Origin of the sequence: Massilia sp. IC2-476 (genome assembly GCF_020707295.1) — a bacterium.
Taxonomy (GTDB): domain Bacteria; phylum Pseudomonadota; class Gammaproteobacteria; order Burkholderiales; family Burkholderiaceae_D; genus Telluria.
Genome location: NZ_JAJFER010000003.1, coordinates 182,019 through 208,231, shown reverse-complemented (window position 1 = coordinate 208,231; position 26,213 = coordinate 182,019). Strand labels below are relative to the sequence as shown.

The window sequence follows — 26,213 nt, the reverse complement described above, 5'->3', positions numbered from 1 at the left end:
TCCTTCGTGTCGCCGCTTAGAGCAGCATGTCGCGGTCGTTCTTCAGTTCCTTCATGGTCGCCGGGAAGGAGAGCTTGTTCTGCTTGAGCAGGGCCAGGCCCTTCGCCACCAGGACGCCGGTGATGATCAGGAACACGACGAACAGGATCAGCAGGATCTTCCAGCCCATCTCGTCCCAGGCCAGCGCGACGATGGTCGCGGTGCCGTAGGCGATGGCGAACCAGATGGCCAGGATGGCTGCACCGAACAGGGCGACGAGCTCGATCAGGTGGTTGCGCACCTCGGACAGCTCGAGCGCGGCCAGTTCCACGCGCGACACGACCAGGCCGAACAGGCTCTTCATCAGGCTGGAGATCCCGCCCATGAGGCCGGGGGTATGCACGACGGTATCGTCTTTTTGCATGTCAGTCCCCGGCGGCGCTTATTGCTTACGGCTCAGGAGGACGCCGAGCAGCAGGCCCAGGCCGGCTGCGACCGCCAGCGTACGGTAGGGGTTGTCCTTGACGTAAATATCGGCCTCGTGCGCCAGTTCACGGCCCTTTTCCATCGCCTGGCCTTGATACTGGCTGGCACGGCCCAGCGCGCGGTCGAGCAGCTCCATGCCGCGGCTGCGCAGCTCGTCGGCCTTGTCGCCCGTCAGCGCAGTGGCGGCGCTCAGCATCGACTGGGCGTCGCGCACCAGGGCCTTCATGTCCGACGATGCGTCCGATGCGTTGCTGTCGAACTGGTAGCCGTGGGCCTGGGATTTGAAGTTGCTGCGGGTGGTGTCTAGCATGGTCTACTCCGGTAGTGTTGTGGTTGTTGAATGTTCGCTGGATTCAGGCCAGCAGGTCGCGCATATCGTCGGCGTGCTCTTCTTCGACGGCCATGATGTCGACCAGCAGTGCGCGGGTGGTCGGGTCCTTGTCGCCGATCGCTTCGATCATCTGGCGGTAGGACTCGATCGCCACGCGCTCGGCGATCAGGTCGGCGCGCACCATGGCTTGCACGTCGTCGGAATCGTCGTACTCGGCATGGCTGCGCGCGGTGAGCGTGGCCGGATTGAAGTTGGGTGATCCGTTGAGCTGGACGATGCGCTCGGCGATGCGGTCGGCGTGGTCCTGCTCCTGCTGCGCGTGCTCGAGGAATTCGGCCTTGATGTGGCCGGTGTTGGGACCGCTCACCGTGTAGTAGTGACGCTTGTAGCGCAGTACGCACAGCAGCTCGGTGGCAAGCGCATCGTTGAGCATCGCGATGACCGCTTCGCGGTCGGCCCGGTAGCCCTCGGTGACGGCGCCGTCATCGAGGTTGGCCGCCGCGCGGCGGATCGCCGCGACGTCGAAGCCATGCGCCAGGTTGCTTGTTTCTTCCATCATGCTTCCTCAGTTCAAAAAAGCCGGCTCAGCGCCCCGCCGTGCGCGGCGGAATCTGCGCGTTTTCGTTCGACAGCACGATCTCGACACGGCGGTTGAGCTGGCGGTTGGACGCCGTATCGTTGGGTGCAACCGGGAAGGCTTCGCCATAGGCCTTCATGGCGACGCGGTCGCGCGCCACCCCCATCGAAGACAGTGCCGATGCCACGGCTTCGGCACGGCGCTGCGACAGTTCCTGGTTGTAAGACGAGCTGCCGGTACTATCCGTAAACCCTTCGACCAGCACGGTACGGTTCGGGTTCTGCGACATCACGTCGGCCAGTTTGCGCAAGGTCGACATGCCGTTCGGTGTCAGCGTCGCCTGGTTGGTGGCAAACAGCACGTCGCCGATGGTCACGATGTAGCCGCGCTCGGTCTTGACGGCCTGCAGCTCGACCAGCAGCGCTTCCAGCACGGCGGCGCGCTGGGCCAGCGCGGCATTCTGTTGCTGGGCGGCAGCCGCTTGCTGCTGGGCAGCCTGGGCCTGCATCTGGGCCTGGGCGGCCTGCGCCTGGGCGGCTTCGGCCTCGCGCTTGGCGCGGTCGGCCTCCGCGGTGCGGGCGGCCAGGCGGACCTGGTCACGCTCGCGCGATGCGTTCGCGATGTCGGCTTCCGCCGCTTTTGCCTTCGCCACTTCGACTGCGGTGGCGACACGTTGCTTGGCCACATAAGCCAGGCGGTCGACGTCGGCCACCGCTTCGCGGCGGGCGGCCGCGGCATTGGCCTGGTCGAGCGCATCGCTGGCCTGCTTGAATTCCAGCGGCGCGTATTGCGACACCTGCGGGTTGTTGTTGGCGGCAACGAAGTCGGCGCGCGCCTCGTCCAGCGTCGGGGTGGTCATCGGGGTGGTGGCGCAGGCCGTGGCCAGCACGGCGGCGGCCAGCAGCGACATCATCGAACGGTTTTTCATCTTGCAGTCCTTTTTTCCTGGGCGCCGCCAGCCTCCGCTGCGGCGGTCAATGAAGGGAACTTCTTCTTGGTGCGTTGGCAGTGCTTACTGCGTCGAGGTCGTCGACGACGAGTTGAGGCGATCGACTTCCTGGCGCAGCACGCGCAGGTCTTCGTCGAGCGCATTCGCGGCCGAAGTGGCCTTGGCCGAATTGGCCTTGCTCTGCGCCAGCTTGGCGTCGGCCTGGGCCTGGATCGCCAGTTCGCGCGCCAATTTGTAGTCCTTGGCGGCCAGCGCCTGGTTGGCGCGTACCATCTTGTCGCGCGCGGCAGTGATCTCGGCCGGGGCCAGCTCGGCGGCGCCGGCGGAAACGGCGTTCTCGACAGCGTTGCGCGACACCGCCACGTCGGCAGTGGCAGGCGCCTTCTGCGGGCTGGCGCAGCCGGTCAATACCAGCACGCCGGCGGCGCCGGCAGCCAGGGCGGCCGATTTCAGCAGGCGGGTCATTGGATGTTGTTGGTCCATCGCTTTTTCTCCTGTTGATGAGGAAATGTCCTTGGTAACGTTATAAACCTGTTATCTCCCCGCTTCGGTTCGCTGCCGCACATTGCTCCTCGGGTGGCGCCCTGCTCTACGGCAGAGCGTTAGGCAGCGCACAATGGCGGCGCAGGCCTTTGCGCTAATCTGATTCAAACTTCACCAGCGAAAGTCCGCCATGGCAGATACCGACAAGCCGGCGGCGCAGGGCCGTCATCCGGCGCGCCGCACGAGCAGCAAGAGCAGCAAGAAGATCATCCTGAGCATCCTGGGCGTCCTGGTCGCCATTCCGGTGATCCTGGTCGTCTTCATCCTCACCTTCGACTGGAACCGCGCCCGCCCCTGGATCAACGCCAAGGTCAGCGACGCCATCGACCGTCCCTTCGCGATCCGCGGCAACCTCAAAGTCGAATGGGAACGGCCGGCCGAGACCATGCGCCCGTCCGAACGTACGTGGCGCGACCACATTCCCTGGCCGCACCTGATCGCCAACGATACCCACATCGGCAACCCGGCCGGCATGCCGGCGCAGGACACGGGCAGCGCGCGCCAGTTCTCGTTCTCCGTGAACCCCTTCGCCCTGCTCTCGCGCACCATCAATATCCCGCTGCTGCGCTTCGACGGCCCGCGCGTCGACCTGCTGCGCACGGACGAAACGCACAACAACTGGACCTTCAAGCGCAAGGAAGAAAAGTCGCGCTGGACACTGGACCTGGAACGCGTGGTGTTGACCGATGGGGTGGTCCACATCAAGGACGCGGTGACCAAGGCCGACGTGACGGCGCACGTGCGCACCCTGGACCGGGACCCGCGTTACGGCGTTGCCTGGACGCTCGACGGCACCTACAACGGCGCCAGGGTGGAAGGTGGCGGCAAGGCCGGCGCCGTGCTCTCGCTGAAGCAACAAAGCACACCGTATCCGGTGCAGGCCGATATGCGCTCCGGCAAGACGCGGATCGCCGTCGAGGGCACCGTGACGCGGCCTTCGAAGCTGGCCGCGATCGACCTGAAACTCGAGCTGGCGGGGCCCAGCATGGACCAGCTGTACGCCTTCACCGGCGTGGTGCTGCCGACGACCGGTCCGTTCACGACCTCGGGTCGCCTGACCGGGACCCTGGGCGATGAAGAGAACGGCAAGCGCGCCTCGCGCTGGGTCTACGACGGCTTCAAGGGCAAAGTCGGCTCCTCCGACATCGGCGGCCGCCTCGAGTACGCCACCGGCCAGCCGCGGCCCAAGCTGTCCGGCAACGTCCGCTCGCAACAGCTGGTGTTTGCCGACCTGGCCCCGCTGATCGGCGCAGACTCGAACGCGGCCAAAAAGGAACGCAATGCCGACGTCGTGCAGCCGAGCGGAAAAGTGCTGCCGGTCGAGGAATTCAAGACCGCGCGCTGGAACAAGCTCGATGCCGACGTGCGCTTTTCGGCCGATCGCATCGTCCGCGATACCGCCTTCCCGATCAACAAGCTGTCGACCCATCTCAAGATGGACAATGCGGTGCTGAACCTGGAGCCGCTCGAGTTCGGCATGGCCGGCGGCACGGTGCGCTCGAACATCCGCCTCGACGGCCGCGGCCGCGAAGGATCGAAGGCGATCAAGGCCCAGGCCAAGGTCACGGCGCGCAAAATCGAAATCAAGAAGCTGTTCCCGAAGATCGAACAGCTGCAGGCCTCGGTCGGCAGCATCAGCGTCGACGCCAACCTGACCGCCCAGGGCAACTCGGTGGCCAGCCTGCTGGCCGGCTCGAACGGCGAACTGAAGACCCTGATCAGCCAGGGCCAGGTCAGCAAGATGATGCTGGAAATGATGGGCCTGAACGTGGCCAATATCGTCATCACCAAGCTGTTCGGCGACAAGCAGGTGCAGCTCAACTGCATGGCCTCCGACTTCGCCGTCACCAATGGCATCGCACGCACCCGCTACTTCGTCATCGACACCAAGGAAGCGCTGGTCAATGTCGCCGGCGCCATCAACCTGGCCGACGAGCAGATGGACCTGCGCATCGATCCGAAAACCAAGGGCCTGCGCCTGATCTCGCTGCGTTCGCCCTTCTACGTGCGCGGCCCTTTCAGCAAGCCGGACATCTCGGTCGACAAGGGCGTGCTGGCCATGAAGGCCGGCAGCGCCATCGCCCTGGCGGCGGCCACGCCGCTGGCCGCGCTGATTCCGCTCATCAACACTGGACCGGGCGAGGACAGCGACTGCGCACGCCTGCTGGCCGACGCCCGCGAGAAGCCGCAGGCGCCGCCGCCGGGCAAGACCGCGCGCAAGTGATACAGGAAATTGTGCGAAACGTGTGTTGTCGAACAGACCAGATTGGATGACGACACTATCCTGCACACATGGACTCGACAAACAGCGCGGCGGCATGAAAGGAAGAAGGAAGCAAGCCTGCATCGGCGCCGCGCTGGTGATGCTGCTGGCCCTGGGCCAGTTGACTGGATGTGCGATGTCGGGTGGCGGCGGACCGGTTGCAGCGGTCGTCGACGACGCCACCATCACCGCCGGTGTCCGGGCCGCCATCGTGGACGACCCGATGCTGAAGGTGGCCGACATCGCCGTCGAGACCGAGCAAGGCGTAGTACAGCTGAGCGGATTCGTCAGCTCGGCGGATAGCGTGGCGGCCGCGGCATCGGTTGCCCGGACCGTAAGAGGCGTGAAATCGGTCAGGAATGACCTGCGTCTGAAATAACCCCACCGTAAAGGAGATCAACATGAAAACCATCAAACAACTGGTAGTGACCGCATCGCTGGCAACCGTCGCCCTGGGCCTGACCGGCTGCGCCGGCATGTCGCAGCAAGACAAGAACACCGCGATCGGCGCCGGCGCCGGCGCAGTGGTCGGCGGCGTGCTGACCGGTGGCAGCGCAGTGGGCACCGTGGGTGGCGCAGCCGTGGGCGGCGTCATCGGCAACCAGGTCGGCAAGACCAACTAAGCAGTACCACGGAGCGACACAAGAAAGCCTGGCGATGCCAGGCTTTTTTGTTGCCTGCTACATGGCGTCATGCAGCGCGTGGGCGCCGGCTTCCCGGACGATCTCGTAGCAGGTGCAGGAAGCCGCGGCCAGGCCTTCCGGATCGAGGATCTCGATATTGCCGCGGCTGTAGATGATGAGCCCCTGCTGCTGCAGCGCGCTAGCGGCCTTGGTCACGCCGACCCGGCGCACGCCGAGCGCATGGGCGAGGAATTCGTGGGTGAGGTGAAACTTGTCCGACTGCAGGCGATCGCGCGTGATCAGGAGCGAACGCGCCAGGCGCGCTTCCAGCACGTGGAAGCGGCTGCAGACGGCGATCTGGATGGCCTGGGCCAGCAGCGTGTCGGTGTAGCGGTACAGCACCCGCTGCAGCGAGGGGTTGCGCCTCACCTCGTCGCGAAACGTGCTGCTGTCCATGCGGCTGGCGCTGCCCGCGCGCTGGACGATGGCGCGCACCTGGGTGGTGTCATGGCCCAGGGCCACGGTGGCGCCGACCATGCCTTCGCGTCCTACCAGGCCGACCTCGAGCGTCATGCGCCCTTCGGCCACGCCCATCAGCGAGATCAGGCAGTCGTGCGGGAAGTAGATGTGGCGCAGTGGGTCTCCCGCCTCGCACAGCACGTCGCCGACCTCGACGGTGACCGGATCGAGCAGCGGCAGGATACGGCCCAGTTCCTGCGCGGGCAGCGCGGCCAGCAGCAGGTTGCTATTGTGTTCGGCAATCGGCGGCGGTGCGGCAAAATTCATCAGTGTCTCGCGTGGGGGATGCATGAGCCAGGCCGTCGGTCAGATACATTTGCAAACAATTTCAGCCAGCGTAACCGCGCCCGCCGGGGGTGGTATGTACGGTGACGCACGGAAGCGCTTGTTGTTCCTGAGGACAATCATTCAATGAACAGGCCGCCCGTGTTTTCTCCATCGGGCTCGACAAGGACACTCCGAAAGGACGCACCATGAACACTTCCCCCAACCCGTCCGTACGTGGACGCATGCACCCCCTGATGATCCTGGCCGCGCTGGCGGTCCTGCTGTTCTGCCTGGTGGGCACCGCGGCCATCCTGGGCTGGATCCCATCTTCCGTGGGCGGCAACAGCGAACGCCAGCTGAGCGAATCCGAGCGCATGGCGCTGGCTGCCAGCCTGCCGCAGGGCGCACAGCCGGGCATGCTTGCGGCCGCGCCGGGCCAGCAAGCGACCGCCGGTTATGTCCAGGCCCCTGGCGGCGCCGTCAGCACCGCGCCGGTCCAGAACTACGCGCCGGCAGCTGCCTACGCGCCTGCGCCGGCGGCCGCCTACGCCCCTGCTCCGGCAGCGGCAGCCGCGGCCGCGACGGCAGCCGCAGCCGCGCCCGTCGTCTACGAGGAACCGGTGAGCAAGCCGGCGAAGAAGGCGGTCCAGGTGGCCGCCGCCGACACCGGCCGCAACTGGTGCTCGAACTGCGGCAATGTGGAATCGGTGCGCACCATCAAGCAGCGTGCCCAGGGCAGCGGCCTGGGCGCAGCCGGCGGCGCCGTCATCGGTGGCCTGCTGGGCAACCAGATCGGCGGCGGCACCGGCCGCACCATCGCCACTGCGGCCGGCGCGATCGGCGGCGCCGTGGTCGGCAATCAGGTCGAGGGCAATATGAAGGCCACCACCAGCTACGAAATCCGCGTGCGCCTCGACGACGGCACCCTGCGCACCTTCCGCCAGAGCAGCCAGCCGGCATGGCGCAGCGGCGACCGTGTGCGCATCGTCAAGGGACGCCTGCGCTCGGTCGCCTGAGTTTCCTTTTTTCCTGCCGAAAGCCGGGATCGCGCAAGCGACCCGGCTTTTATTTCGTCTGGGTAATTTTCTGTGAAGCAATGTGCGGCAGCGCACGGACCAATGGATGAGCTAACCCGACAATACAGCTACAACACACTTAAGGGGAAACATCATGAACAGCATGGCGTGGATCGGCATCATCATCTGGGGTGTGATCGTGGCGGGCTTCGGTCTCCTGTCGGCCCATCCGCCCGGCGAAACGTCTGCCGGCGGCCTGCAGCCGCAAGACGTGGTGTTCCTCGTGGCGGGCGGCCTCGTCACCTGCCTGATCGGCGTCACCGGCCTGCTCGGCTTCATGGGCTGGATCCCCGGCCTGCGCGACAAGGGCGCGGCCTGATTTTTTGTCAATAAGTACGCCATCGTACAGAGGCCAGCAGTAAGGATCGGCATACTGGAATCACGACGCCGAAAGCGCGTATTCCAGTAAAGGAGCATCATTATGCTATACACAATTGCCGTTATCCTGATCGTGCTGTGGCTGCTGGGCCTGGTGACTTCGTACACCATCGGCGGCTTCATCCATATCCTGCTGGTCGTTGCCGTGATCATGATCCTGGTACGCCTGATCAGCGGACGAGGCATATAGCGTTGTTGAAGTCGACTGACGCAGAGTTTGCAAGACCCAATCCGTTTCGCAGTCGTGCCCGGTGGGCATGACCGCGAAGCGGATTTTTTGTTCAAGGAGATCACGATGCACACCAAACTGACCAAATCCGTCCTCGCCGCCTCCCTGGTGGCACTCACCGCGACCGGCTGCGCCGACATGAGCCAGACCCAGCGCGGCACCGCCCAGGGCGCCGGCATCGGCGCCGGCCTGGGCGCCATCATCGGCGCCACCACCAGCGGCGGCGGCAGCGGCCGCGCCACCCGCGGCGCGGTGATCGGCGGGGCCCTTGGCGCCGTCGCCGGCAACATCTGGTCCAAGCGCATGGAAGCGCAGAAACAGGCGATGGAGCAAGCCACGCGCGGTACCGGCGTCCAGGTCAGCCAGACCTCGGACAACCGCCTGAAACTGGAAATCCCGAGCGACGTCTCGTTCGACACCGGCCGCTCCGACATCAAGTCGAACTTCCAGCCGGTGCTCGACCGCTTCGCCACCACCCTGCAGGAAAACCCGGCCACCCTGGTCACCATCATCGGCCACACCGACAGCACCGGCACCCCGGACATCAACCAGCCGCTGTCGGTCGACCGCGCGGCGCGCACCCGCGACTACCTGGCCGGCCGCGGCGTGAGCCCGGGCCGCATCACGATCGAGGGCCGCGGCGAGCGCGAACCGATCGCTTCCAACGCGGACGCCGCCAGCCGCGCGCGCAACCGCCGCGTCGAGATCTACGTTGCGGAGCGCGCCCAGGGCTGAAGCATGGCGTGAATAATCACGCTCTTATCTAGACAAGGGCCGGCATTGCCGGCCCTTTTTCTTGAGCTATGCATAAGTTTTACTAATGCATTTACGCGCAATCCATAACAAACGCGAAGCCAATACATGAGTACAGCTCATGGGTGTCGCAATTAACAAACAAATTACCAAACAGATTTGACTTTTGTCTGTCCGAGATGCTTTGATGCTGAGCTTGGTGAATATTCACTTTGCCAAGCACATTCGATTAACAAAGGTAAGACGCCGCTCCGCTCCCGCAGGCGGTTGTGTTTCAGAAGTTTCGGAGATATTTTGTCTAAGCAGCAGCAACTCGTAGTAAAGCGCAGCGTGATCGCTGTCGCCGTAGCCCTGGCTTCTGGTGCCGCGTTTGCCCAGCAAGCCGCTGAAGCACCGGTCCAGAAAGTGTTCGTGACCGGTTCGAACATCAAGCGCGCCGACAAGGAAGGTTCCTCGCCGGTCGCCACCATCAATGCCAAGCAGATCGCCGCCACCGGTGCCAACACCGTGTCGGAACTGCTGCATTCGATCCCGGCCTTCGGCTCGGGCACCTCGAACGACATCACCGACGGCAGCTTCTCGAAAGGCGCCTCCACCGCCTCGCTGCGCGGCCTCGGTTCGTCGTCGACCCTGATCCTGCTCAACGGCCGCCGCATCACCGCCTCGGCCTACGCCGACCCGAACCAGGGCAAGTCGGCCGTGTATGACCTGAACACGATCCCGGTCTCGGCCATCGAGCGCGTCGAGATCTTCAAGGATGGCGCTTCGGCCGTGTACGGCTCGGACGCGATCGCCGGCGTGATCAACTTCATCACCAAGACCAACTACCAGGGCGCGGAAATCACCGCCTCGACCAGTGCCAACGACAACCTCGAGTTCGCACGCCGCAACGTGTCGGGCGTGTTCGGCTTCGGCGACCTGGAATCGGATCGCTACAACGCATTCCTGACCTTCGACCTGTCCTCGCGCGACCAAACCCGCATCCGCGATGCCCGCGACGTCAAGCAGCACATGTACGCCGACATCAACGCGCGCCTGAACGAATACGGCAGCTATCTGTCGGACCAGCCGTTCTTCTTCCGTGAACGCACCGCCGGCGCACGCAACTTCGCCACCACCCTGGCCAACGGCGCGGACATCATCAACCGCACCGGCTGCGACGCATCGCAGCAGATCACCGGCAACCGCGACAAGCACAACCTGTCGGCCACCTCGATGCTGAACGGCCGCACGTTCTGCAACTACGACATCTGGAACAACTACGAAGCGCAAAGCAAGGGCAACGACGCCAACCTGCTGGGCAAGCTGACCTTCCAGGTGACCCCGGACATCACCGCCTTCGTCGAAGCCGGCTACACCCGCACCGAGCGCGAATACGTCGGCAACTCGTCGACCATCCTGTCGACCTCGCCGACCACCGTGTTCCGCGCCGACGGCACCGCCAGCGACTACCAGCTGATCCTGCCGGCCGGCCATCCGGACAACCCATGGTCGACCTCGCGCGCAGCTGTCGGCTACCGCTTCAGCGGCGTCGACGGCGGTTCGAAGAACGTCAACCAGTCGGGCCGCCTGCTGGCGGGCCTGAAGGGCACCACCGGCCAGTTTGACTGGGAAACCGCCCTGCTGCTGAACCGCAGCGAGCGTACCGAGACCATGAACGGCATGCTGTACCGCCCGACCATCGAGCGTATCCGCAGCGAGAACCGTACCCTGGCCCAGACCGCCGCTGATCCGTCGGCCTACCGTAACGTCGTGAACGAAGGCTACGCCCAGGTGAGCCAGTTCGACGCCAAGGCATCGACCACCATCGGCACCCTGGCCGGCGGCGACATCGGCCTGGCCTTCGGCGGCGAAATCCGCCAGGAAAAGCTGGCGCTGACCCCGGACTACGAGACCCAGGTCGGCAACATCATCGGCCTGGCCAACTCGCTGGTCAACGGCAAGCGCATGGTCAAGTCGGCCTTCGTCGAGCTGCGCACCCCGTTCACCAAGAACTTCGAGATGGACTTCGCCGGTCGCTATGACAAGTACCCGACCGAGAACAGCTTCGTGCCGAAAGTCGGCGCCAAGTACATCGTCAACGACAAGCTGACCTTCCGCTCGTCCTACGCCGAAGGCTTCCGCGCCCCGGCCCTGTCGCAGATCGCCGAAGGCGGCGTCCAGTCGTTCTCGACCGTCGTCGACAGCGTGCGTTGCCCGGACGGCAAGAACCCGCTGCCAGGCGGCGACTCGTCGGACTGCTCGCGCCGCATCTCGTCGCGCTCGAAGGCCAACCCGGACCTGAAGCCTGAAACCTCGAAGAGCTTCTCGTTCGGTGCGATCATCGCTCCGACCAAGAACCTCGACATCCTGATCGACTACTACCGTATCCGCAAGGAAGACGAAACCGCCCTGCTGTCGGCCGGCTACGTGATCGATCACCCGGACCTGTACCCGGGCCTGGCCATCCGTGACACCAACCCGGTCAACCAGCTGATCGGTGCCAACGGCCAGCCGATCCCGAACTCGGGCCCGCTGACCGCGGTCAACCGCTACTACGTGAACCAGGGCGCAACCGAGACCTCGGGCCTGGACTTCGAAGTGGCGCACCGCCTGAACCTGGGCGACAACGGCCGCCTGACCACCAAGTTCGACTGGTCCTACGCGCTGACCTTCAAGCGTTCGGAGCGTCCGGGCGAGCGTGAAGCGAACGTCGTCGGCACCGCCGGCGGCTATTCGGACTGGGCGATCACCGTTGGCGACATCCCGCGTCACCGCGCCAGCCTGTCGAGCAACTGGACCCGTGGCGTGCACTCGCTCACCGGTTCGGTGGACTTCGTCTCGCCGGTCTCGCTGCTGCGCCGTACCGACAACGACGTCACCTACCCGGTGCCGTACTGCCACTACGGCAAGGGCCAGCCGGCCGGCGCCTACAGCCTGGGCGGTCTGGAGAAGTTCAGCAACTGGGTGAGCGATTGCTCGGTGCCGGAATGGACCACCTTCAACGTCGCGTACAGCTACACCGGCTTCAAGAACTGGACCCTGTCGGCGAACATCAAGAACCTGTTCGACACCGCAGCCCCGTACGATCCGCGTTACCCGAACGAAGGCTTCAACACCCAGCTGCACAACGCAATGGGCCGTTACTTCCGCGTGAGCGCAAACTACAAGTTCTGATCGAACGACTGGTTTGAGCAAAGCCGCCCGGTGCGAACCGGGCGGCTTTTTTTACGCCCCAAGGCTATAGTCGTCGTCAACACGCACCCAAGGCTTGCCATGCACGACGACGACCCGATCCGCATCCTCAGGCAGGAAACCCTGTCCACCAATTACTTCGAACTGAAGAAGGTCACCTTCTCGCAGCGCCGCCAGGACGGCAGCGAACAGGAAGAAACACGCGAGGTCTATCACAACGCCGGCGGCGCCGCGGTGCTGCTCTACAACCCGTCGACACGCAAGGTGCTGTTGACGCGCCAGTTCCGTATCGGCGCCCGCATGGCCGGCCACGACGGCTTCATGATCGAAGTCCCGGCCGGCATGCTGGACGATGCCGACCCGGGCGAGCGCGTGCGCGCCGAACTGTGCGAAGAGACCGGCTTTCGCGGCCACGGCCTGCGCAAGGTGATCGCGTTCTTTCCCAACCCCTCTTCGCTGACCGAGACGGTGCACTGCTTCCTGGGCGAATACGGGGAGCGCGACCGCAAGGGCGAAGGCGGCGGCAAGGAAGAGGAAGGCGAAGACATCGAAGTCCTGGAAATGGACGTCGACGAAGCCTTCAGGAAGGTGAAGGAAGGCAGGATCGTCGATGCCAAGACGGTGATCCTGCTGCAGTTCCTGAAAGACGAATTATCGTAGGGTGGGCGGGTCTCCCGCCCACGCGGTGAACGCATGCGCAGGCTGACCGCGTGGGCAGAGAATCTGCCCACCCTACGGATCAGGTAGTTTCGGTGAAGGCCAGGTACAGCTCGCGCGCACGGCGCGCCACCGGGCCCGCCTCCAGCGTGCAATCCTCATAGCGCGTGCACGGCGTCACCTTGCCGTAATTACCGGTACTGAAGATCTCGCGCGCCGTCACCAATTCTTCCGGCGCCACGCTGCGCTCTTCCACCTGCACGCCTTCCGAAGCGAGCAGCGCGATCACGCGCGCGCGGGTGATCCCGGCCAGGAAGGTGCCGTTCAGCTTCGGCGTCACCACGGCGCCGTCCTGCGTCACGATGAACAGGTTCGAGGCCGCGAACTCAGCCACGTTGCCCTCGGCATCGAGCATGATCGCCTGGTCGAAGCCGCGCGCCTTGGCTTCGCGCATGGCGCGGGTCGAGTTGGCGTACAGGGCCGAGGCCTTGGCGTCGGTCGGGGCCATGCTGGCCTGCGGGCGGCGCAGGGTCGACAGGCAGGCGGAGAAACCGGCGAAGGGCGGCAGCGGTGCGTCGAACAGCGTCAGTGCGAACTGGCTGGCCTCGGCCACCGGGATCAGGAAGCCCTCGGTGCCGAACACCAGCGGGCGGATGTACAGCTCGGCATCAGGCGGGAACTTGGCCACGCCTTCGCGCACCAGCGCTTCCATCTCGCTCACTGTCAGCGGGCAGCGCAGGCCCAGCTTCTCGGCGGATGCGATCACGCGCTCGAGGTGCGGGCGCAGGTCGGGCAGCTTGCCGCGCATGGCGCGCGCGCCGTCGAAGACCGAGGAACCCAGCCACAGGCTGTGGTCCATCGCGCCGTACAGCGGCACATTGCCTTCAGTCCACTGGCCGTTGAAATAAGTCAGGTACATGCTTGCCTCTTTTCATGAATACAGCCTCTCAGTGTACCGCTTTCAGCAGGTTCATTGTTCGGTGGCGAACCATGGAGTTCAGATGCCTCGCGTACACTGTAGCTTTCCAGAGTCAACACGTCCATGCTTCACATTCTCGAACGGATCGATCCAAACAGCGACCGCATCGACCTGCTGGTCGACCTGGTCGATTGCCTGCGCCCGCGTCACCGCTGGGTCTGGCAACAGGCGGACGATCCGGTGCAGGCTGTGCGCACCCTTACCCAGCTGCTCAAGGGCAATCCGACCCAGGCCTGGGCACTGCGGCGCTACATCACGACCCTGCTCGAGCACCGCCGCCACACCAGCCTGTACAGCGACATTGGCATCCTGTCGAACGATGGCTTCGTTACCGAGCTCAAGCGCCGCATCACCTACCGCTTCCTGCCGCCGGCGCTGAACGACCTGTATCTGTCGGACGCGCTCGACCAGGTGCTGTACGACGAGGAGGATTACGCCTGGATCCGGATGGTGCCCAACGCCGACTGGATGGCGCTGTTCGACGTCGTCGCCGATGCCCCGCCGCCCCTGGACGCCACGCCCGACCGCGCGCGCTACGTCACCCTGCTGGGCCTGCTGGACGCGATCCGCACCCTGTCCTGCCGCATCTGCGCCTTGGGCCTGGAGCCGCGCCTGGTGCACAGCTACAGCGAGATCGAGGATTTCGACTCGCCCTTCCTGATGCAGAACATCGAGGTCAACCGCTACCTGGACGAGTACGGACGCTACCTCGACGGCAAGATCGCGCAGCCAGAAGACGCCCGCCATCTCCTGGTAATGCTCGACCAGTGCGGCGAAGTGGTGGCCAAGATCCGGCGCAGCGCCCAGTCGAGCGGCACCAGTGTCGCCCTCACCTACCTGCTGGTGGCCCTGCAGCAGAGCATCGACCGCCTGCACAAGCTGCTCTACCTGGTCGACCTCAGCGGCGACTTGCCGAGCGCGCCGACGGTCGACCTGGACGCCGTCGCCAGCTCGGTCGCGACCCCGAGCGGGACCGTGGTTAGCGACCGCCGCCTGGCCGCGATCGCCCTGGCCGAAGAACTGATCGAAGGCCACAACACCAAGTACCGCATCCGCGGGCTGCTGCGCGACAACGTCGACCTGCTCGCACGCAATGTCACCGAAAACGCCAGCCGCACCGGCGAGCACTACATTGCCGAGACCCGGCGCGACCTGCGCCACATGTTCGTAGCGGCGTCCGGCGCCGGCTTCATCGTCGGCTTCATGGCGATGTTCAAGATCATGCTGGGCTACCTGGGCACGGCGCCGCTGGTCGAAGCCTTCCTCTTCAGCCTCAACTATTCGCTGGGCTTCATCCTCATCTACGTGCTGCACTTCACGGTGGCCACCAAGCAGCCGGCCATGACGGCCCAGCACATTGCCGCCTCGCTGCAAAAGGCCGACAACGGCCGCGGGCTCGACGTCGAGAGCCTGGCCACCCTGGTGACCAAGGTGTTCCGGACCCAGATCGTGGCCGTGCTCGGCAACGTGGTGCTGGCCTTTCCGGTGGCCTGGCTGATCGCGGTGGGCTACCAGATGCTCAGCGGCCGCCACATGGTAAGTCCCGACAAGGCGCACCACCTGCTGCACGACATCGATCCCTTCCACGGCCCGGCGCTGTTCTATGCCGCGGTGGCCGGTGTCTGGCTGTTCGTGGCCGGCCTGATCTCCGGCTACTACGACAACAAGGCCCTGTACACCCGCATGGGCCAGCGCGTGCGCCAGCTGCGCGGCCTGCGCCGCGTGCTGGGCGTGGCGCGCCTGGACCGCTTCGCCCGCTACATCGAAGACAACCTGGGCAGCCTGATGGGCAACTTCTTCTTCGGCTTCATGCTGGGCATGACCGGCTTCGTCGGTTTCCTGCTCGGCCTGCCGCTCGACATCCGCCACGTCACCTTCTCGACCGCCAACTTCGCCACCGCCCTGGTCGGGCTCGACTACGCGCTCACCTGGCATCAGATCGGCACTGCCTCGGCCGGAGTGGCCCTGATCGGCACCGTCAACTTGCTCGTCAGCTTCGGGCTGGCCCTGTGGGTGGCGATGCGCGCACGCAAGATCCGCTTCAAGCGCGGCATCCTGCTGCTGCAAGCCCTGGGCCGGCGCTTCATCACGGCGCCGGTCGAATTCTTCCTTGGCCCCAAGGCCACCACCCCAAGCAGTGAACTCATCATCATGAGGGACACGAAATGAACAACAAGCGCCCGAGCACCTTCCTGGCATGCCTCGCCTTCCTGTGCGTGGTGGCTTCGTGCAAGAGCCTGCCCGACGCCGAAACCCTGCCGGACAGCCCGACCAAGGCGGTGCCGGCGGTAGCGACGCCGCGCGGCATGCTGCAGCCCAAGCAAGCTTCGCAGCTGCTCGCCAAGCGCTGGGCGAATGCCTCGCCCGACCTGAAGCAGCTGGCGGTGCTGGAAGAACAGGCGACCGGCGCGCCCCTCATCCCCGGCAACAAGGTGACGCTGCTGTTCGACGGCCCCGCCACCATGCGCGAGATGATGAACGCGGTGCGCGAGGCGAAATCTTCGATCAACCTCGAGACCTACATCTTCGACCGCGACCCGATCGGCCTGCAGTTCGCCGAGCTCCTGATGGAAAAGCGGCGCCAGGGCGTGATCGTCAACATCATCGCGGACGGCGTCGGCACCTTGGCCACGCCGAAGGAATTCTTCGACCGCATGCGCACGGCCGGGGTGAACGTGGTGATCTTCAACCCGGTCGACCCGACCAAGCGTCCCGGCAACTGGCAGCTGAACAACCGCGACCACCGCAAGATCATGGTGGTCGACGGCCAGATCGGCTTTACCGGCGGCATCAACATCAGCGAGACCTATGCCAACAGCTCGCTATTCCGCTCGCGCAAGAAGCCGGAGACGGTCGACAGCGAACAGGTGGGCTGGCGCGACACCCATATCCGCATCGAGGGGCCGGCGGTGGCCGCGCTGCAGTACGCCTTCATCGACAACTGGGTGCGCCAGGATGCCGGCGAGCTCCCGCAGGCCGAATACTTCCCGCGCCTGGCGCCGGTGGGCGACAAGGTGATGCGCGTACTGGCCACCACGCCGGACCGCGATTCCGAGATCTACAAGTCGCTGATGGTGGCCATGAACGAGGCCAAGAAATCGATTCACATCACCTCGGCCTATTTCGTGCCGGACCAGCAGATCGTCGACTCCCTGATCGCGGCCGCGCGCCGGGGCGTGGACGTGAAGCTGGTGCTGCCTGGGGTGTCGGACCATGACCTGATCAAGTACGCGGGCCAGGCCTTCTACGACCAGCTGCTGGCGGGTGGGGTGAAGATCTACCAGCTGCAGGTGGCGGTGCTGCACGCCAAGACGGCCGTGATCGACGGCATCTGGTCGACCATCGGTTCGGCCAACATCGACCGCCGCAGCTTTATCCATAACTACGAGCTCAACGTCGTCGTGCTGGATCCGGCGTTTGGGAAGGATATGGAAGCCGCGTTCAACGAAGACCTGCGCAGCTCCAAGGAAGTGACGCTGGACCAGTGGCGGCACCGTCCGTGGAAGGACCGGATCCGCGAGTTCATGGGCCGCCTGGCCGAATACTGGATTTGATTGGTTGCGGCTGAGCCGAATTTGTAGGGTGGGCGGGTCTCCCGCCCACGCGTTCAAGTCACGGTGATGCAGCCAGCGCGGCAATTCCTCTGCTGGCTGAACGCGTGGGCGGGGAACCCGCCCACCCTACGGTAATGCGGACAGCTCAGAGGCCCGCAGCCATCAGGCCGTCGTTGTGCGGCGTCCAGACGTTCCCGCTGCGCAGGAACTTGTCGGTATCGACCAGCTCAAAGTGCTTGTGCACCACGTCCCAGCCGTAGCGGTCGATCTCGACCTGCTGCGACTCCACCCGCAGCACATTGAAGGAATTGACTTCGCCACGCCCGCGCGTGGAAGTCGCCGTCCCCGCCTGCACCACCAGCGCCGCGTATTCACTCATCTGGTAGCGCGCCGCCGTGCTTCCCGCGTGGCTGGCGTGCATGTGGCCGCCCATCAGGATGTCGACGCCGCATTCCGAAAACGCCTGCATCGCGCGTGGCGCCCGGTTGACCAGGTCGCGCTCCTCGAAATGGTCCGGCAGATCGAAGGGATGGTGGGCCACCACGATGCGGGTCACGTCGGACGGCACCCCGGCCAGCTGCCGGCGCACCGCCTCGAGCTGGTCGCGGCTCACCTTGCCGTCCTTGATCGTGAACGAACGCGCCGTGTTCACGCCCACCACGGCGATCTCGTCGTCGATGTAGCACGGGTCGAGGTCGTCCGTGATGTAGCGCTTGTAGCGGTCGAGCGGCTTCACGAAGCGGCGGAACACGTTGTACAGCGAGATGTCGTGGTTGCCGGGGACAATGATCTGCGGGCCAGGCAGCGTGTCCAGATAAGCGCGCGCCTCTTCGAACTGTTCGGGTTTCGCCCGTTGGGTCAGGTCGCCCGAGACCACCAGCACGTCTGGGTCGATGCGCTCGATCAGTGCCCGCAGCGGCGCGAGCAAGGCGTGGTCGACGCGGCCGAAGTGCAGGTCGGAGAGGTGTACGAGTGTGCGCATCCTTGTTTCCTATTGGTCAGATCTCTTGCCGCTCGACGGGCGCGCCGGCCCGCCCTTCGCGTGCGCGGCGGCGCCGGTTGAGGGTGGCGGCGCCGGTGATGCAGATCGCCAGCCAGCCGCAGCCTTCGGCGAAGGCCGCCAATACGTCGGACAAGTAATGGACTCCAAGATACATCCTCGAGAACGCGACCGTCGCCACCATCAGCGCCGCCAGCACGAAGGGCAGCACCCTGCCCGCCCAGGAACGCGCATGGCACGCCGCATAACAGGCGAGGAAGCCATATAGCACGGTCGCCCCCATCGCGTGGCCGCTGGGAAAGCTGTAGGTGCCCAGTTCCAGCAGCGGTTCGGCGAAGTGCGGCCGTGCGCGCTCGAAGGTGTGCTTCAGCAGCACGTTGAGGATCTGTCCGCCTGGCACGCTGGCCACCAGCGCGATCGGCCAGTAGCGGTGTCCCTTGCGGTAGAGCCAGATGCCGGCCAGGGCAGCCATGATCAGAATGCCGGGCGTGCTGTGCATGTGGGTCACCAGCAGCAGGAAGCCGCGCAGGCCCTCGTTGGTGCGGGCGTGGGCGTGCAGCCAGTTGGCCACTTCGACGTCGAGCTGGGTGATGGGCGCGCCGGCGACGACGGCGCCAGCCATGTGGGCGAACACCGCCATCGCGAGCAGCAGCATGGCGACGCCGGCGGTCAGATGCAATCCGTATTCGCCCTCGGGAGAAAAGCGGGCGGCGGCGAAGCGGTGGAGTCTCGGGAGGCGCTCGTTCGTCATGCTGGTTGCCTGGGTTGATGGGTCAAGGCTTGATATAAGGCCAATTGGCGAAAAAACCACGAAAATAAAAATTTACTGTACATCCGCACAGTAACTGTAGATTTATACAGTAGTTGTGATATTCTTTACCCACTTCAACGATTTTAATAAAAGGAAACACCATGACCACTCTGAACAGCTCTTTCGGCCTGGAATATGCACCTGTCCCTTTTATGGTCCGCATCGGTCGTCGCGAGGTCCTGATCACCCGTGATTTCCGCAAGCGCTTCTATGCAGTGAACCCGATCATCGAATGCGATACCGGCGTCGAGCCGGGCCACCTCGAGGTCCTGCTGTTCAAGCGCTGGCTGCTGATCCTGTCGAAGGCTCATTAAAAAAGCGCATATTGTTAAGCGAATATATTCGTTCCTTCAGGGGCAACTGAGCCGTAGTCTAGAGGCTCCAAAATGCCCCCTGAAAGAACGACATGCTTCGCAAAACCTTTCTCCGCTCGCTGGCTGCACTGACCCTGCTGGCGCCGCTGTTCAGCCAGACTGCCGCCGCCGCGGACATCACCCTGCTCAACGTGTCCTACGACCCGACCCGTGAGCTGTACCAGGACATCGACGCCGCGTTCGCCCGCCAGTACAAGGCGAAGACCGGCGACACCGTGACCGTCAAGCAGTCGCACGGCGGTTCGGGCAAGCAGGCGCGCGCCGTCATCGACGGCCTGCAGGCCGACGTGGTCACACTGGCCCTGGCCTACGACATCGATGCTATCAGCGAAAAAGGTTTGATTGCGCCCGGCTGGGAGAAGCGCCTGGCCTACCGCAGCGCGCCCTATACCTCGACCATCGTGTTCCTGGTCCGCAAGGGCAATCCGAAGAAGATCCGCGACTGGGGCGACCTGGTCAAGCCGGGCGTGGCCGTCATCACCCCGAACCCGAAGACCTCGGGCGGCGCCCGCTGGAACCACCTGGCCGCCTATGGCTACGCGCTGCGCCAGCCAGGCGGTTCGCCGGCCACGGCCAAGGACTACCTGTCCAAGCTCTACAAGAACGTGCCGGTGCTCGACTCGGGCGCCCGCGGCGCCACCACCACCTTCGTCGAACGCGGCATCGGCGACGTGCTGCTGGCCTGGGAAAACGAAGCCCTGCTGGCCCTGCGCGAGCTGGGTCCGGACAAGTTCGAGATCGTCGCCCCGTCGATCAGCATCCTGGCCGAACCGCCGGTCGCCGTGGTCGACAAGAACGTCGACAAGAAGGGCACCCGCAAGGTGGCCCAGGCCTATCTCGAGTTCCTGTACACCGACGAAGGCCAGGACATCGTCGCCAAGAACTACTACCGTCCGGCCGTCGACAAGTTCTCGAAGAAGTACGCCTCGCAGTTCCCGAACGTGAAGCTGTTCCCGATCAGCGAACTGGGTGGCTGGACGCAGGCGCAGAAGGCGCACTTTGCGGATGGCGGCTTGTTCGACCAGATCTACCAGCCGGGCAAATAATCGCAATTCGCGGGCCGATTGTCGCACATGACACGGCCCGCTCTCCCCTCCTCCCGTTGATCCGTCGTCCCGGCGCAGGCCGGGACCCAAGTTTGTTCCGTACCCTCTAGCCTTTGCGGTACTGCCTAAGAAACTGGATCCCGGCCTTCGCCGGGATGACGGCTCATGCGTTAGCGGTCAGAAATCTGCTAGCAAATCTTTCCAGCAACTGCTTCCAACAAGCAACCGAAAACGCCGATTTTGCCAGCCGGGCTAGGATAGTGGCCGTTCATTAACCTGGCCTGTCCTCGCGGCCGGACGCCGCAGGCAGTCCTCTTCACCCCACCTTGAAAAGGATCACGTCATGGCAATCAGACTCCGGAAACTCCACGACCAGGTCATGGTCATCACCGGCGCCACCAGCGGCATCGGCCTGACCACCGCCCGCATGGCCGCCGCACGCGGCGCGCGCCTCGTGCTGGCCGCACGCAGCAAGGATGCGCTCGACGAACTGGCCGACGAGCTGCGCAGCCGCGGCGTCATGGTCGAAACCGTGGCGGCGGACGTCGGCGACATCGCCGATGTCGAGAAGATCGGCGACAAGGCGATCTCGCGCTTCGGTCGCATCGACACCTGGGTCAACAATGCCGGCATCTCCGTGTTCGGCCGCCTGGAAGAAGTCAAGCCGGAAGACCACCACCGCCTGTTCCAGACCAACTTCTGGGGCACCGTCAACGGTTCGCTGGAAGCGGTGCGCCGCATGAAGCACCGTGGCGGCGGCGCCATCATCAACGTCGGCAGCGAGGTGTCGGAACGTTCGATCCCGATGCAGGGCATGTATGCGTCCTCGAAGCACGCGGTGAAAGGCTTCACCGACGCGCTGCGCATGGAACTAGAAAAGGAAGGCGCGCCGCTGGCCGTCACCCTGGTGCGGCCGGCTGCGATCGACACCATGTTCGCGGTGCACGCCCGCAATTACATGGACAAGGAACCGGCGCTGCCGCCGCCGATCTACGCACCGGAAGTGGTGGCCGACGCCATCCTGTACTGCGCGGAAAATCCGAAGCGGGACGCCTATGCCGGCGGAGCCTCGAAGATGATTGCGGCCGGCTCCAAGCTGATGCCGGCGCTGTTCGACAAGTACATGAACGCCAGCATGTTCAAGCAGCAGAAATCGGACCGCCCCACCGCGCCGAACCGCCGCGATGCACTCTACAAGCCCGATCCATCGACCGAACTGCGCCAGCGCCAGGGCATGCCGCAGAACGTCCACGAGCGCAGCCTGTACACCAAGACCAGCCTGCGCGCCTCGCCGCTGACCACCGCGCTGGTGGCCGGCGGCGCACTGTTAGCCGCCTTCAGCGTTACGCGGCGGTTTAGTCGATAGGAAGTCGGTGTCCTCCTCGGTCAGCGGCAGATCGGGGATGGACACCACCTGGTCGGTGTCGATGTCGGCGCCGTCCTTCGCGACGTTGTCGCGCCCCGCGGCGGCACGCTCGCCGGTGCCGCCCATGTCGCTGTCGCCCGAGAAGTCGGCGTCGCCGACGTCCGGTCCGGCGGTGCCGCCCGCATGGCTTTCTTCCATGTCGGAGGTGGTGCCGTGGTCGAAGTCGAGCGTCTGGTCCGCATCCAGCGCCTCGGCAAAGCCGGGGCCGCCGACCACGTCGCTGCCGGTATCGGAAATGTCGCTCGGACCGAGGGAATCGATGCCGTGTCCCTTGCCGAGACTACGGTCTGGACGTTCAGGGAAGTTATCCGGATCAAGTGTGCTTGCGCCTGTCATGTTGCCTCCAAAACGGTAGTTGAACGTATCAAGTCTTGGAGACAGGCTACCGTTTTTTGCAACATCGCGTCGCCGTGCAGGGACGCGCGCATGCTCAGAAAGCGCGGCGCATCCCGAGGTTGATCGCTCCGCCGCCGCCGTTCCTGGTATTGGCATTCGGGATGCCGCTCTGGTGCCGGATGTGCGAATAGGCGGCGTAGAAATCGAGCCTGCGCGACACAGCATAGGTGGCGCCGATCGCGACCTGGCGCGCGTCGCGGTCGGCCGGGTCGCGGTCGTTCTTGCGGATGTAGGAAGCCAGCAGCGTGGTGCCGCGGCTGACCGGCACCGCCACCCCGGCCAGCACGTCACGGCTGTCGGTGGAAGGCACCGAGGTGATCCCGGCGCCGTAGGGATTGTCCGGATTGAACAGCGGCGAGTTGACCCAGCCGCGGCTGGCGCTGTAGGCGGCGTAAGCCGTGCCCCAGCTGAAGCGCATGTTGGCGGCGACGATGGCATTCCTGGCGGCCATGGTGATGTCGACTGGATTGATGCGGGTGACCTTGGCCACGTTGCGGTTCTGGTAGGCGGCGCGGATGGTCAGGGGACCGAGGTTGTAGCCGGCCGACATGCCCCAGGCGCGGCCCGAAGGCGAACCGTCGATGTCGCCCTTGCCCCAGGACGAGCCGGCGGTAAAGCCGTTGAATTCGCTCTGGTAGGTGACGCTGTCGGTGGTGCGGCGCGGCTCCAGGGCGCCGCTGCCGCTGGCGGCCAGGCCGCCGTGGAAGGGATCCCCCACATCGGACAAGGCCAGGAATTCGAGATCATACTGGCGTCCCTCGGTGAGCACCTGGGTCTCGGCAGTGCGGCGCTGCTCCTTCTCATGCACGGTTTCCACCGTGAAAATGGCTGGTGCATCGCCGGTGCGGGCAGACGCAGCGCTGCCGCCGGCTCCACCGGACGGTGCCGCGCATCCCTTGGCGCAGACAGTTTCCTTAGCAACCCCGGCAACGGTGCTCCCATCGGGCGCAGCCGCATTCTCGGCCGAGGCGCAAGCCGCGCTCGCTCCGAGCACGGCACATGCGACGATTGACATCTTCATGGCGTCATTCCCTCTTTGAAGCCATCATTCCCTTCTTTGCCAAGCTCATCTGTCTAGTAGCGCACATAAAACAGCAGCCGTGCATACAAATTGTGGAACGTCCGCACTGCATGCCTCGAGGCCGAACTTTTCGGCCTAGTTAAGGTTCTACACCGTGCAATGAGTGGGCACAAGAGGCTTTCACAAAACCAGAGGAGAGTCAGTGTCGTTTGTTGCCCAAGCGCCTTCCGAGGGGGACCCATGGGCAAGGGGCGGGGTGAAGAAAAGGCGTCCTGCGTTAACGAAACAGGGGATCAGTGCCAGCCGGCACTGATCCCCCATTCCCTTGCGCAGCGTTGGCTCGACCTAGCGTCGCAACTCCGCAAACGCGAGCGGCTCCCACTCCCGCAACGCCAGCAGCAAGCCGGTCCCGCAGCGCTGCGGTAGCGGCGCCGCCAGGCTTTCCTCGTGCAACTGCGCGAAGCGTGCCCGCAGCTGCCGCAGTTCTCCCTGCAGCTTGGCGCGCGCGCTTTCCGTGAGCATGCCGTGCACGAAATCCAGCGTGTCCCCTGGCTGCCCAAAGGCGCTGTCGATAAAGTCCGGCATGCCCTGCTCGCGGAAATACTGGCGGATCGGTCCGCCCGGCAGCCAGTCGAAATCGCGCGCCACGTTCAGGCGGATGCGGTTGCCCGGCAGGAGCGTGATCAAGGCCAGGCGATCCAGGCGCAGCAGCAGCTGCACGCATTCCGCTTCGCTCAGGCGGTACACCTGCAGCATCTGCGCCATGGTCCAGTGGTTCAGCGCGCACACCGCCACCAGCAGCAGGCGCGTGTCCGACACCAGTTCGCGTTCCTGCGCCGGGCTCAGGGTGCGCAGGCGCTGGTGGCCCTGCCCGGCTTCCTGCGCCAGCTCGGCCAGGGTCAGGCCGACCAGGGAGCAGATCTCGACCAGGCGCTCGAGGGTGAACTGCTCGCTGGCGAACAGGCGCTTGACGCTCGGTTCGGACAAGTCGAGCGCCTCGGCGACGTCGCGGTAGGTCTTGCCCTGCTGTTTCAGTTCGCGCTTGAGCGTGGCGATGAGTTGGGTGATCTCGGACATGCGCTGTGCAATGAGTAAGGATTCAGACAGTGGCCGCCAGCGCCACGCCGTTCTTGCCGGTGCGCTTGACCGCATACATCGCGTGGTCGGCGCGCGCCAGCCAGGCGTCCACGTCGGCCGGCTCCTCCGGGCGGTGCAGCGCGATGCCGATGCTGGCGCCCACGGTGACGGTGGCGCCGCGCAGCAGGAAGGGCGCCTTCAGGCGCTCGAGCAGCTTGCGCGCGGTGTCTTCGGCGTGGGCGGCGTCGGTCAGCATCTCCAGCACCACCACGAATTCGTCGCCTGCCAGGCGCGCCACGATGTCGGTCTTGCGCACGCCCTGCAGCAGGCGCTCGCCGAACTGGCGCAGCAGCTCGTCTCCCTCTTCGTGGCCATAGCTGTCGTTGACGGCCTTGAAGCCATCCATGTCGAGGAACAGCAGCGCGCACGGGCGTCCCACGCGGCGCGCCCGGCCCATCGCCTCCGGCAGGGCTTCCAGCAGCGCGCGCCGGTTCGGCAAGCCGGTCAGCGCATCGCGCAGCAGCAGCGCCTGCAGTTCGGCGGTGCGCTCGGCCACCGCCGCCTCCAGCCGCTCGTTCAGGGCCAGCAGCGCGTGGCGGTGCGCCGTCTCGCTTTTCACCAGGTCGCGCATGGTGCTCGACAGGATCTGCGTTTCCAGGAAACCGTCCACCTGCGGGATCGGCGGCGGCTCGCGGCCGGCTTCGGTGGCTTCGGTGACAAGTTGGATCGCCCTGCGCAGCTGCGCCATCGGGCGCGTGAGGCGGCGCGCCATGAGGGCGGCGGCCACGGCCAGCAGCAGCGCCAGCAGGAAGCTCCAGCCCAGCATGCGCTGTTTCAGGTCGACGGTGCCTTCCATCGCGCGGTCCTCGGTCTGGCGCACCAGCACGCTCCAGCGCAGCGAGGCCGGATCGAGCATGTCGCCGGTCTGGCTGTAGCCGGTCAGGTAGGCGCGGCCGTCCGGCCACACTTCGCGCAAGGATCCGGTCTGGCCCTTCTGCGCCAGGCGCAGGCTGGTGGTGTCGACCTTGGTCTCGACCAGGCCCTCGGGACCGAGGATGACGGTGCCGTCGTCGCGCACCACGAGGATCTCGGCGCCGTATTCGCGCAGCGCCGGCGTGAGCAGCTTGCGCGCATGGACGCGCGCCCACTCCCAGCTCATGTGCAGGCCGAGCACCGCGACCGGCTTGCCGCCGGCATCGAGGATCGGGCCGGAGGCGTCGACGAAGCGCCACGGATCCTGCCGGCGCGGCAGCATCTTCTCGAGCAGCACGGCCGGATGGTAGTCGCTGGCGTGCACGCCGCGCATGCCGGTGGCGAACCAGGGCCGCTTGCTGACGTTGGCCCCTTCCAGCATGCGGCCGGTGGAGGCGGTCACCTTGCCGTCCAGGTCCGCGATGCCGATCCAGGCGTAATCGGGGAAGGTGCGCTGCAGGCTTTCCAGCACCGCGCGCGTCTCGTCGGGGTTGCGGGCGTAGCGCAGCTGCGGCAGCTCGGCCAGCAGGCGGGTGTCGCCGGTGGCCTGCTCGATCACACGGTTGAGCGAGTCGCGCATCTGCCAGGAGAGCTGCTGCAGCCGCAACTGGGCTTCGTCGCCGGCCTGGCGCACGGCGAAATGGTTCACCAGCGCCAATTGCAGCGCGACCGTCAGCGCGACCGTGGCGCAGACGGCCAGGGTCATCAGGCTGGATAAACGCAATTTACCGAAGAAGCCGCTCATGAGGAATG

Annotated in this window: 27 protein-coding genes; 14 read left to right on the top strand and 13 right to left on the bottom strand. The window is 65.2% G+C overall.

The annotated features are described in order from the left end of the window. Positions 1–16: 16 nt before the first annotated feature. From LK539_RS09875 to LK539_RS09855, 5 genes are all read right to left on the bottom strand, one after another. A complete protein-coding gene (locus LK539_RS09875) occupies positions 17–403 on the bottom strand; it encodes a phage holin family protein (RefSeq protein WP_227800743.1) in 387 nt (128 codons plus the stop codon). Between the two features lie 18 nt (positions 404–421). After that, the gene (locus LK539_RS09870) at positions 422–775 is read right to left on the bottom strand and encodes a YqjD family protein (protein ID WP_267877544.1); all 354 of its coding nucleotides are present in this window, start codon (positions 773–775) and stop codon (positions 422–424) included. Between the two features lie 43 nt (positions 776–818). Then, positions 819–1,352, bottom strand: a complete 534-nt coding sequence (locus LK539_RS09865) for a bacterioferritin (protein ID WP_227801132.1) — start codon at positions 1,350–1,352, stop codon at positions 819–821. Between the two features lie 28 nt (positions 1,353–1,380). Continuing rightward, entirely contained in the window at positions 1,381–2,301 is a 921-nt protein-coding gene (locus LK539_RS09860; protein WP_227800742.1) for an OmpA family protein, read from the bottom strand. A gap of 84 nt (positions 2,302–2,385) precedes the next feature. Then, the gene (locus LK539_RS09855) at positions 2,386–2,805 is read right to left on the bottom strand and encodes a DUF4398 domain-containing protein (protein WP_227800741.1); all 420 of its coding nucleotides are present in this window, start codon (positions 2,803–2,805) and stop codon (positions 2,386–2,388) included. 190 nt (positions 2,806–2,995) lie between these two features. Between LK539_RS09855 and LK539_RS09850 the strand changes: the two genes are divergently transcribed. From LK539_RS09850 to LK539_RS09840, 3 genes are read left to right on the top strand one after another with little or no spacing between them, the layout of a single operon-like run. After that, positions 2,996–5,089, top strand: coding sequence for an AsmA family protein (locus LK539_RS09850; protein WP_227800740.1), 2,094 nt, complete (start codon positions 2,996–2,998; stop codon positions 5,087–5,089). A gap of 46 nt (positions 5,090–5,135) precedes the next feature. Further along, positions 5,136–5,507 (top strand): BON domain-containing protein, encoded by a 372-nt coding sequence (locus LK539_RS09845; RefSeq protein WP_227800739.1) that lies wholly within the window; start codon positions 5,136–5,138, stop codon positions 5,505–5,507. 22 nt (positions 5,508–5,529) lie between these two features. Continuing rightward, the gene (locus LK539_RS09840) at positions 5,530–5,751 is read left to right on the top strand and encodes a glycine zipper 2TM domain-containing protein (protein WP_227800738.1); all 222 of its coding nucleotides are present in this window, start codon (positions 5,530–5,532) and stop codon (positions 5,749–5,751) included. 57 nt (positions 5,752–5,808) lie between these two features. Here the strand turns inward: LK539_RS09840 and LK539_RS09835 are convergent, their stop codons facing one another. Further along, positions 5,809–6,537, bottom strand: coding sequence for a Crp/Fnr family transcriptional regulator (locus LK539_RS09835; RefSeq protein WP_227800737.1), 729 nt, complete (start codon positions 6,535–6,537; stop codon positions 5,809–5,811). Positions 6,538–6,743: 206 nt separating this feature from the next. Here LK539_RS09835 and LK539_RS09830 point away from each other — a divergent pair, with 206 nt between their 5' ends. From LK539_RS09830 to LK539_RS09805, 6 genes are all read left to right on the top strand, one after another. Next, positions 6,744–7,553, top strand: a complete 810-nt coding sequence (locus LK539_RS09830; protein ID WP_227800736.1) for a glycine zipper 2TM domain-containing protein — start codon at positions 6,744–6,746, stop codon at positions 7,551–7,553. A 154-nt stretch (positions 7,554–7,707) separates the two neighbouring features. Continuing rightward, positions 7,708–7,932 carry a hypothetical protein gene (locus LK539_RS09825; RefSeq protein ID WP_227800735.1) on the top strand — a complete coding sequence of 75 codons (225 nt, stop codon included), beginning with the start codon at positions 7,708–7,710 and terminating at the stop codon, positions 7,930–7,932. Between the two features lie 102 nt (positions 7,933–8,034). Further along, positions 8,035–8,181, top strand: coding sequence for a lmo0937 family membrane protein (locus LK539_RS09820; protein ID WP_020652694.1), 147 nt, complete (start codon positions 8,035–8,037; stop codon positions 8,179–8,181). A 105-nt stretch (positions 8,182–8,286) separates the two neighbouring features. After that, entirely contained in the window at positions 8,287–8,955 is a 669-nt protein-coding gene (locus LK539_RS09815; protein ID WP_227800734.1) for an OmpA family protein, read from the top strand. 312 nt (positions 8,956–9,267) lie between these two features. After that, positions 9,268–12,129, top strand: a complete 2,862-nt coding sequence (locus tag LK539_RS09810) for a TonB-dependent receptor (protein ID WP_227800733.1) — start codon at positions 9,268–9,270, stop codon at positions 12,127–12,129. A gap of 99 nt (positions 12,130–12,228) precedes the next feature. After that, positions 12,229–12,807 carry an NUDIX domain-containing protein gene (locus tag LK539_RS09805; protein WP_227800732.1) on the top strand — a complete coding sequence of 193 codons (579 nt, stop codon included), beginning with the start codon at positions 12,229–12,231 and terminating at the stop codon, positions 12,805–12,807. 79 nt (positions 12,808–12,886) lie between these two features. Here the strand turns inward: LK539_RS09805 and LK539_RS09800 are convergent, their stop codons facing one another. Continuing rightward, positions 12,887–13,723: a branched-chain amino acid aminotransferase gene (locus tag LK539_RS09800; protein ID WP_227800731.1), complete on the bottom strand. Its 837-nt coding sequence runs from the start codon at positions 13,721–13,723 to the stop codon at positions 12,887–12,889. A 123-nt stretch (positions 13,724–13,846) separates the two neighbouring features. On the opposite strand from LK539_RS09800, the gene LK539_RS09795 reads away from it, so the two are divergent. Further along, positions 13,847–15,952: a site-specific recombinase gene (locus tag LK539_RS09795; RefSeq protein WP_227800730.1), complete on the top strand. Its 2,106-nt coding sequence runs from the start codon at positions 13,847–13,849 to the stop codon at positions 15,950–15,952. After that, positions 15,949–17,337: a cardiolipin synthase gene (gene cls, locus LK539_RS09790; RefSeq protein ID WP_227800729.1), complete on the top strand. Its 1,389-nt coding sequence runs from the start codon at positions 15,949–15,951 to the stop codon at positions 17,335–17,337. Before LK539_RS09795 ends, cls begins: the two co-directional genes overlap by 4 nt. Before the next feature lie 145 nt (positions 17,338–17,482). On the opposite strand, the gene LK539_RS09785 is transcribed toward cls, so the two are convergent. Then, positions 17,483–18,319 carry a metallophosphoesterase gene (locus LK539_RS09785; RefSeq protein WP_227800728.1) on the bottom strand — a complete coding sequence of 279 codons (837 nt, stop codon included), beginning with the start codon at positions 18,317–18,319 and terminating at the stop codon, positions 17,483–17,485. A gap of 16 nt (positions 18,320–18,335) precedes the next feature. Continuing rightward, positions 18,336–19,088 carry a phosphatase PAP2 family protein gene (locus tag LK539_RS09780; protein ID WP_227800727.1) on the bottom strand — a complete coding sequence of 251 codons (753 nt, stop codon included), beginning with the start codon at positions 19,086–19,088 and terminating at the stop codon, positions 18,336–18,338. A gap of 161 nt (positions 19,089–19,249) precedes the next feature. Here LK539_RS09780 and LK539_RS09775 point away from each other — a divergent pair, with 161 nt between their 5' ends. The 3 genes from LK539_RS09775 to LK539_RS09765 all read left to right on the top strand — a co-directional run bounded on the left by LK539_RS09775 (position 19,250) and on the right by LK539_RS09765 (position 21,934). Continuing rightward, a complete protein-coding gene (locus tag LK539_RS09775) occupies positions 19,250–19,462 on the top strand; it encodes a hypothetical protein (RefSeq protein ID WP_227800726.1) in 213 nt (70 codons plus the stop codon). Positions 19,463–19,554: 92 nt separating this feature from the next. Next, entirely contained in the window at positions 19,555–20,568 is a 1,014-nt protein-coding gene (locus LK539_RS09770) for a sulfate ABC transporter substrate-binding protein (RefSeq protein WP_227800725.1), read from the top strand. 343 nt (positions 20,569–20,911) lie between these two features. After that, positions 20,912–21,934, top strand: a complete 1,023-nt coding sequence (locus tag LK539_RS09765) for an SDR family oxidoreductase (protein WP_227800724.1) — start codon at positions 20,912–20,914, stop codon at positions 21,932–21,934. Here LK539_RS09765 and LK539_RS09760 read toward each other — a convergent pair. From LK539_RS09760 to LK539_RS09745, 4 genes are all read right to left on the bottom strand, one after another. Next, the gene (locus LK539_RS09760) at positions 21,896–22,330 is read right to left on the bottom strand and encodes a hypothetical protein (RefSeq protein WP_227800723.1); all 435 of its coding nucleotides are present in this window, start codon (positions 22,328–22,330) and stop codon (positions 21,896–21,898) included. The two genes, LK539_RS09765 and LK539_RS09760, sit on opposite strands and share 39 nt — an antisense overlap. Before the next feature lie 94 nt (positions 22,331–22,424). Then, the gene (locus LK539_RS09755; RefSeq protein WP_227800722.1) at positions 22,425–23,411 is read right to left on the bottom strand and encodes a porin; all 987 of its coding nucleotides are present in this window, start codon (positions 23,409–23,411) and stop codon (positions 22,425–22,427) included. A 345-nt stretch (positions 23,412–23,756) separates the two neighbouring features. After that, the gene (locus LK539_RS09750) at positions 23,757–24,488 is read right to left on the bottom strand and encodes a helix-turn-helix transcriptional regulator (protein ID WP_227800721.1); all 732 of its coding nucleotides are present in this window, start codon (positions 24,486–24,488) and stop codon (positions 23,757–23,759) included. A 22-nt stretch (positions 24,489–24,510) separates the two neighbouring features. Further along, positions 24,511–26,205, bottom strand: a complete 1,695-nt coding sequence (locus LK539_RS09745) for a sensor domain-containing diguanylate cyclase (RefSeq protein WP_227800720.1) — start codon at positions 26,203–26,205, stop codon at positions 24,511–24,513. Positions 26,206–26,213: the final 8 nt, after the last annotated feature.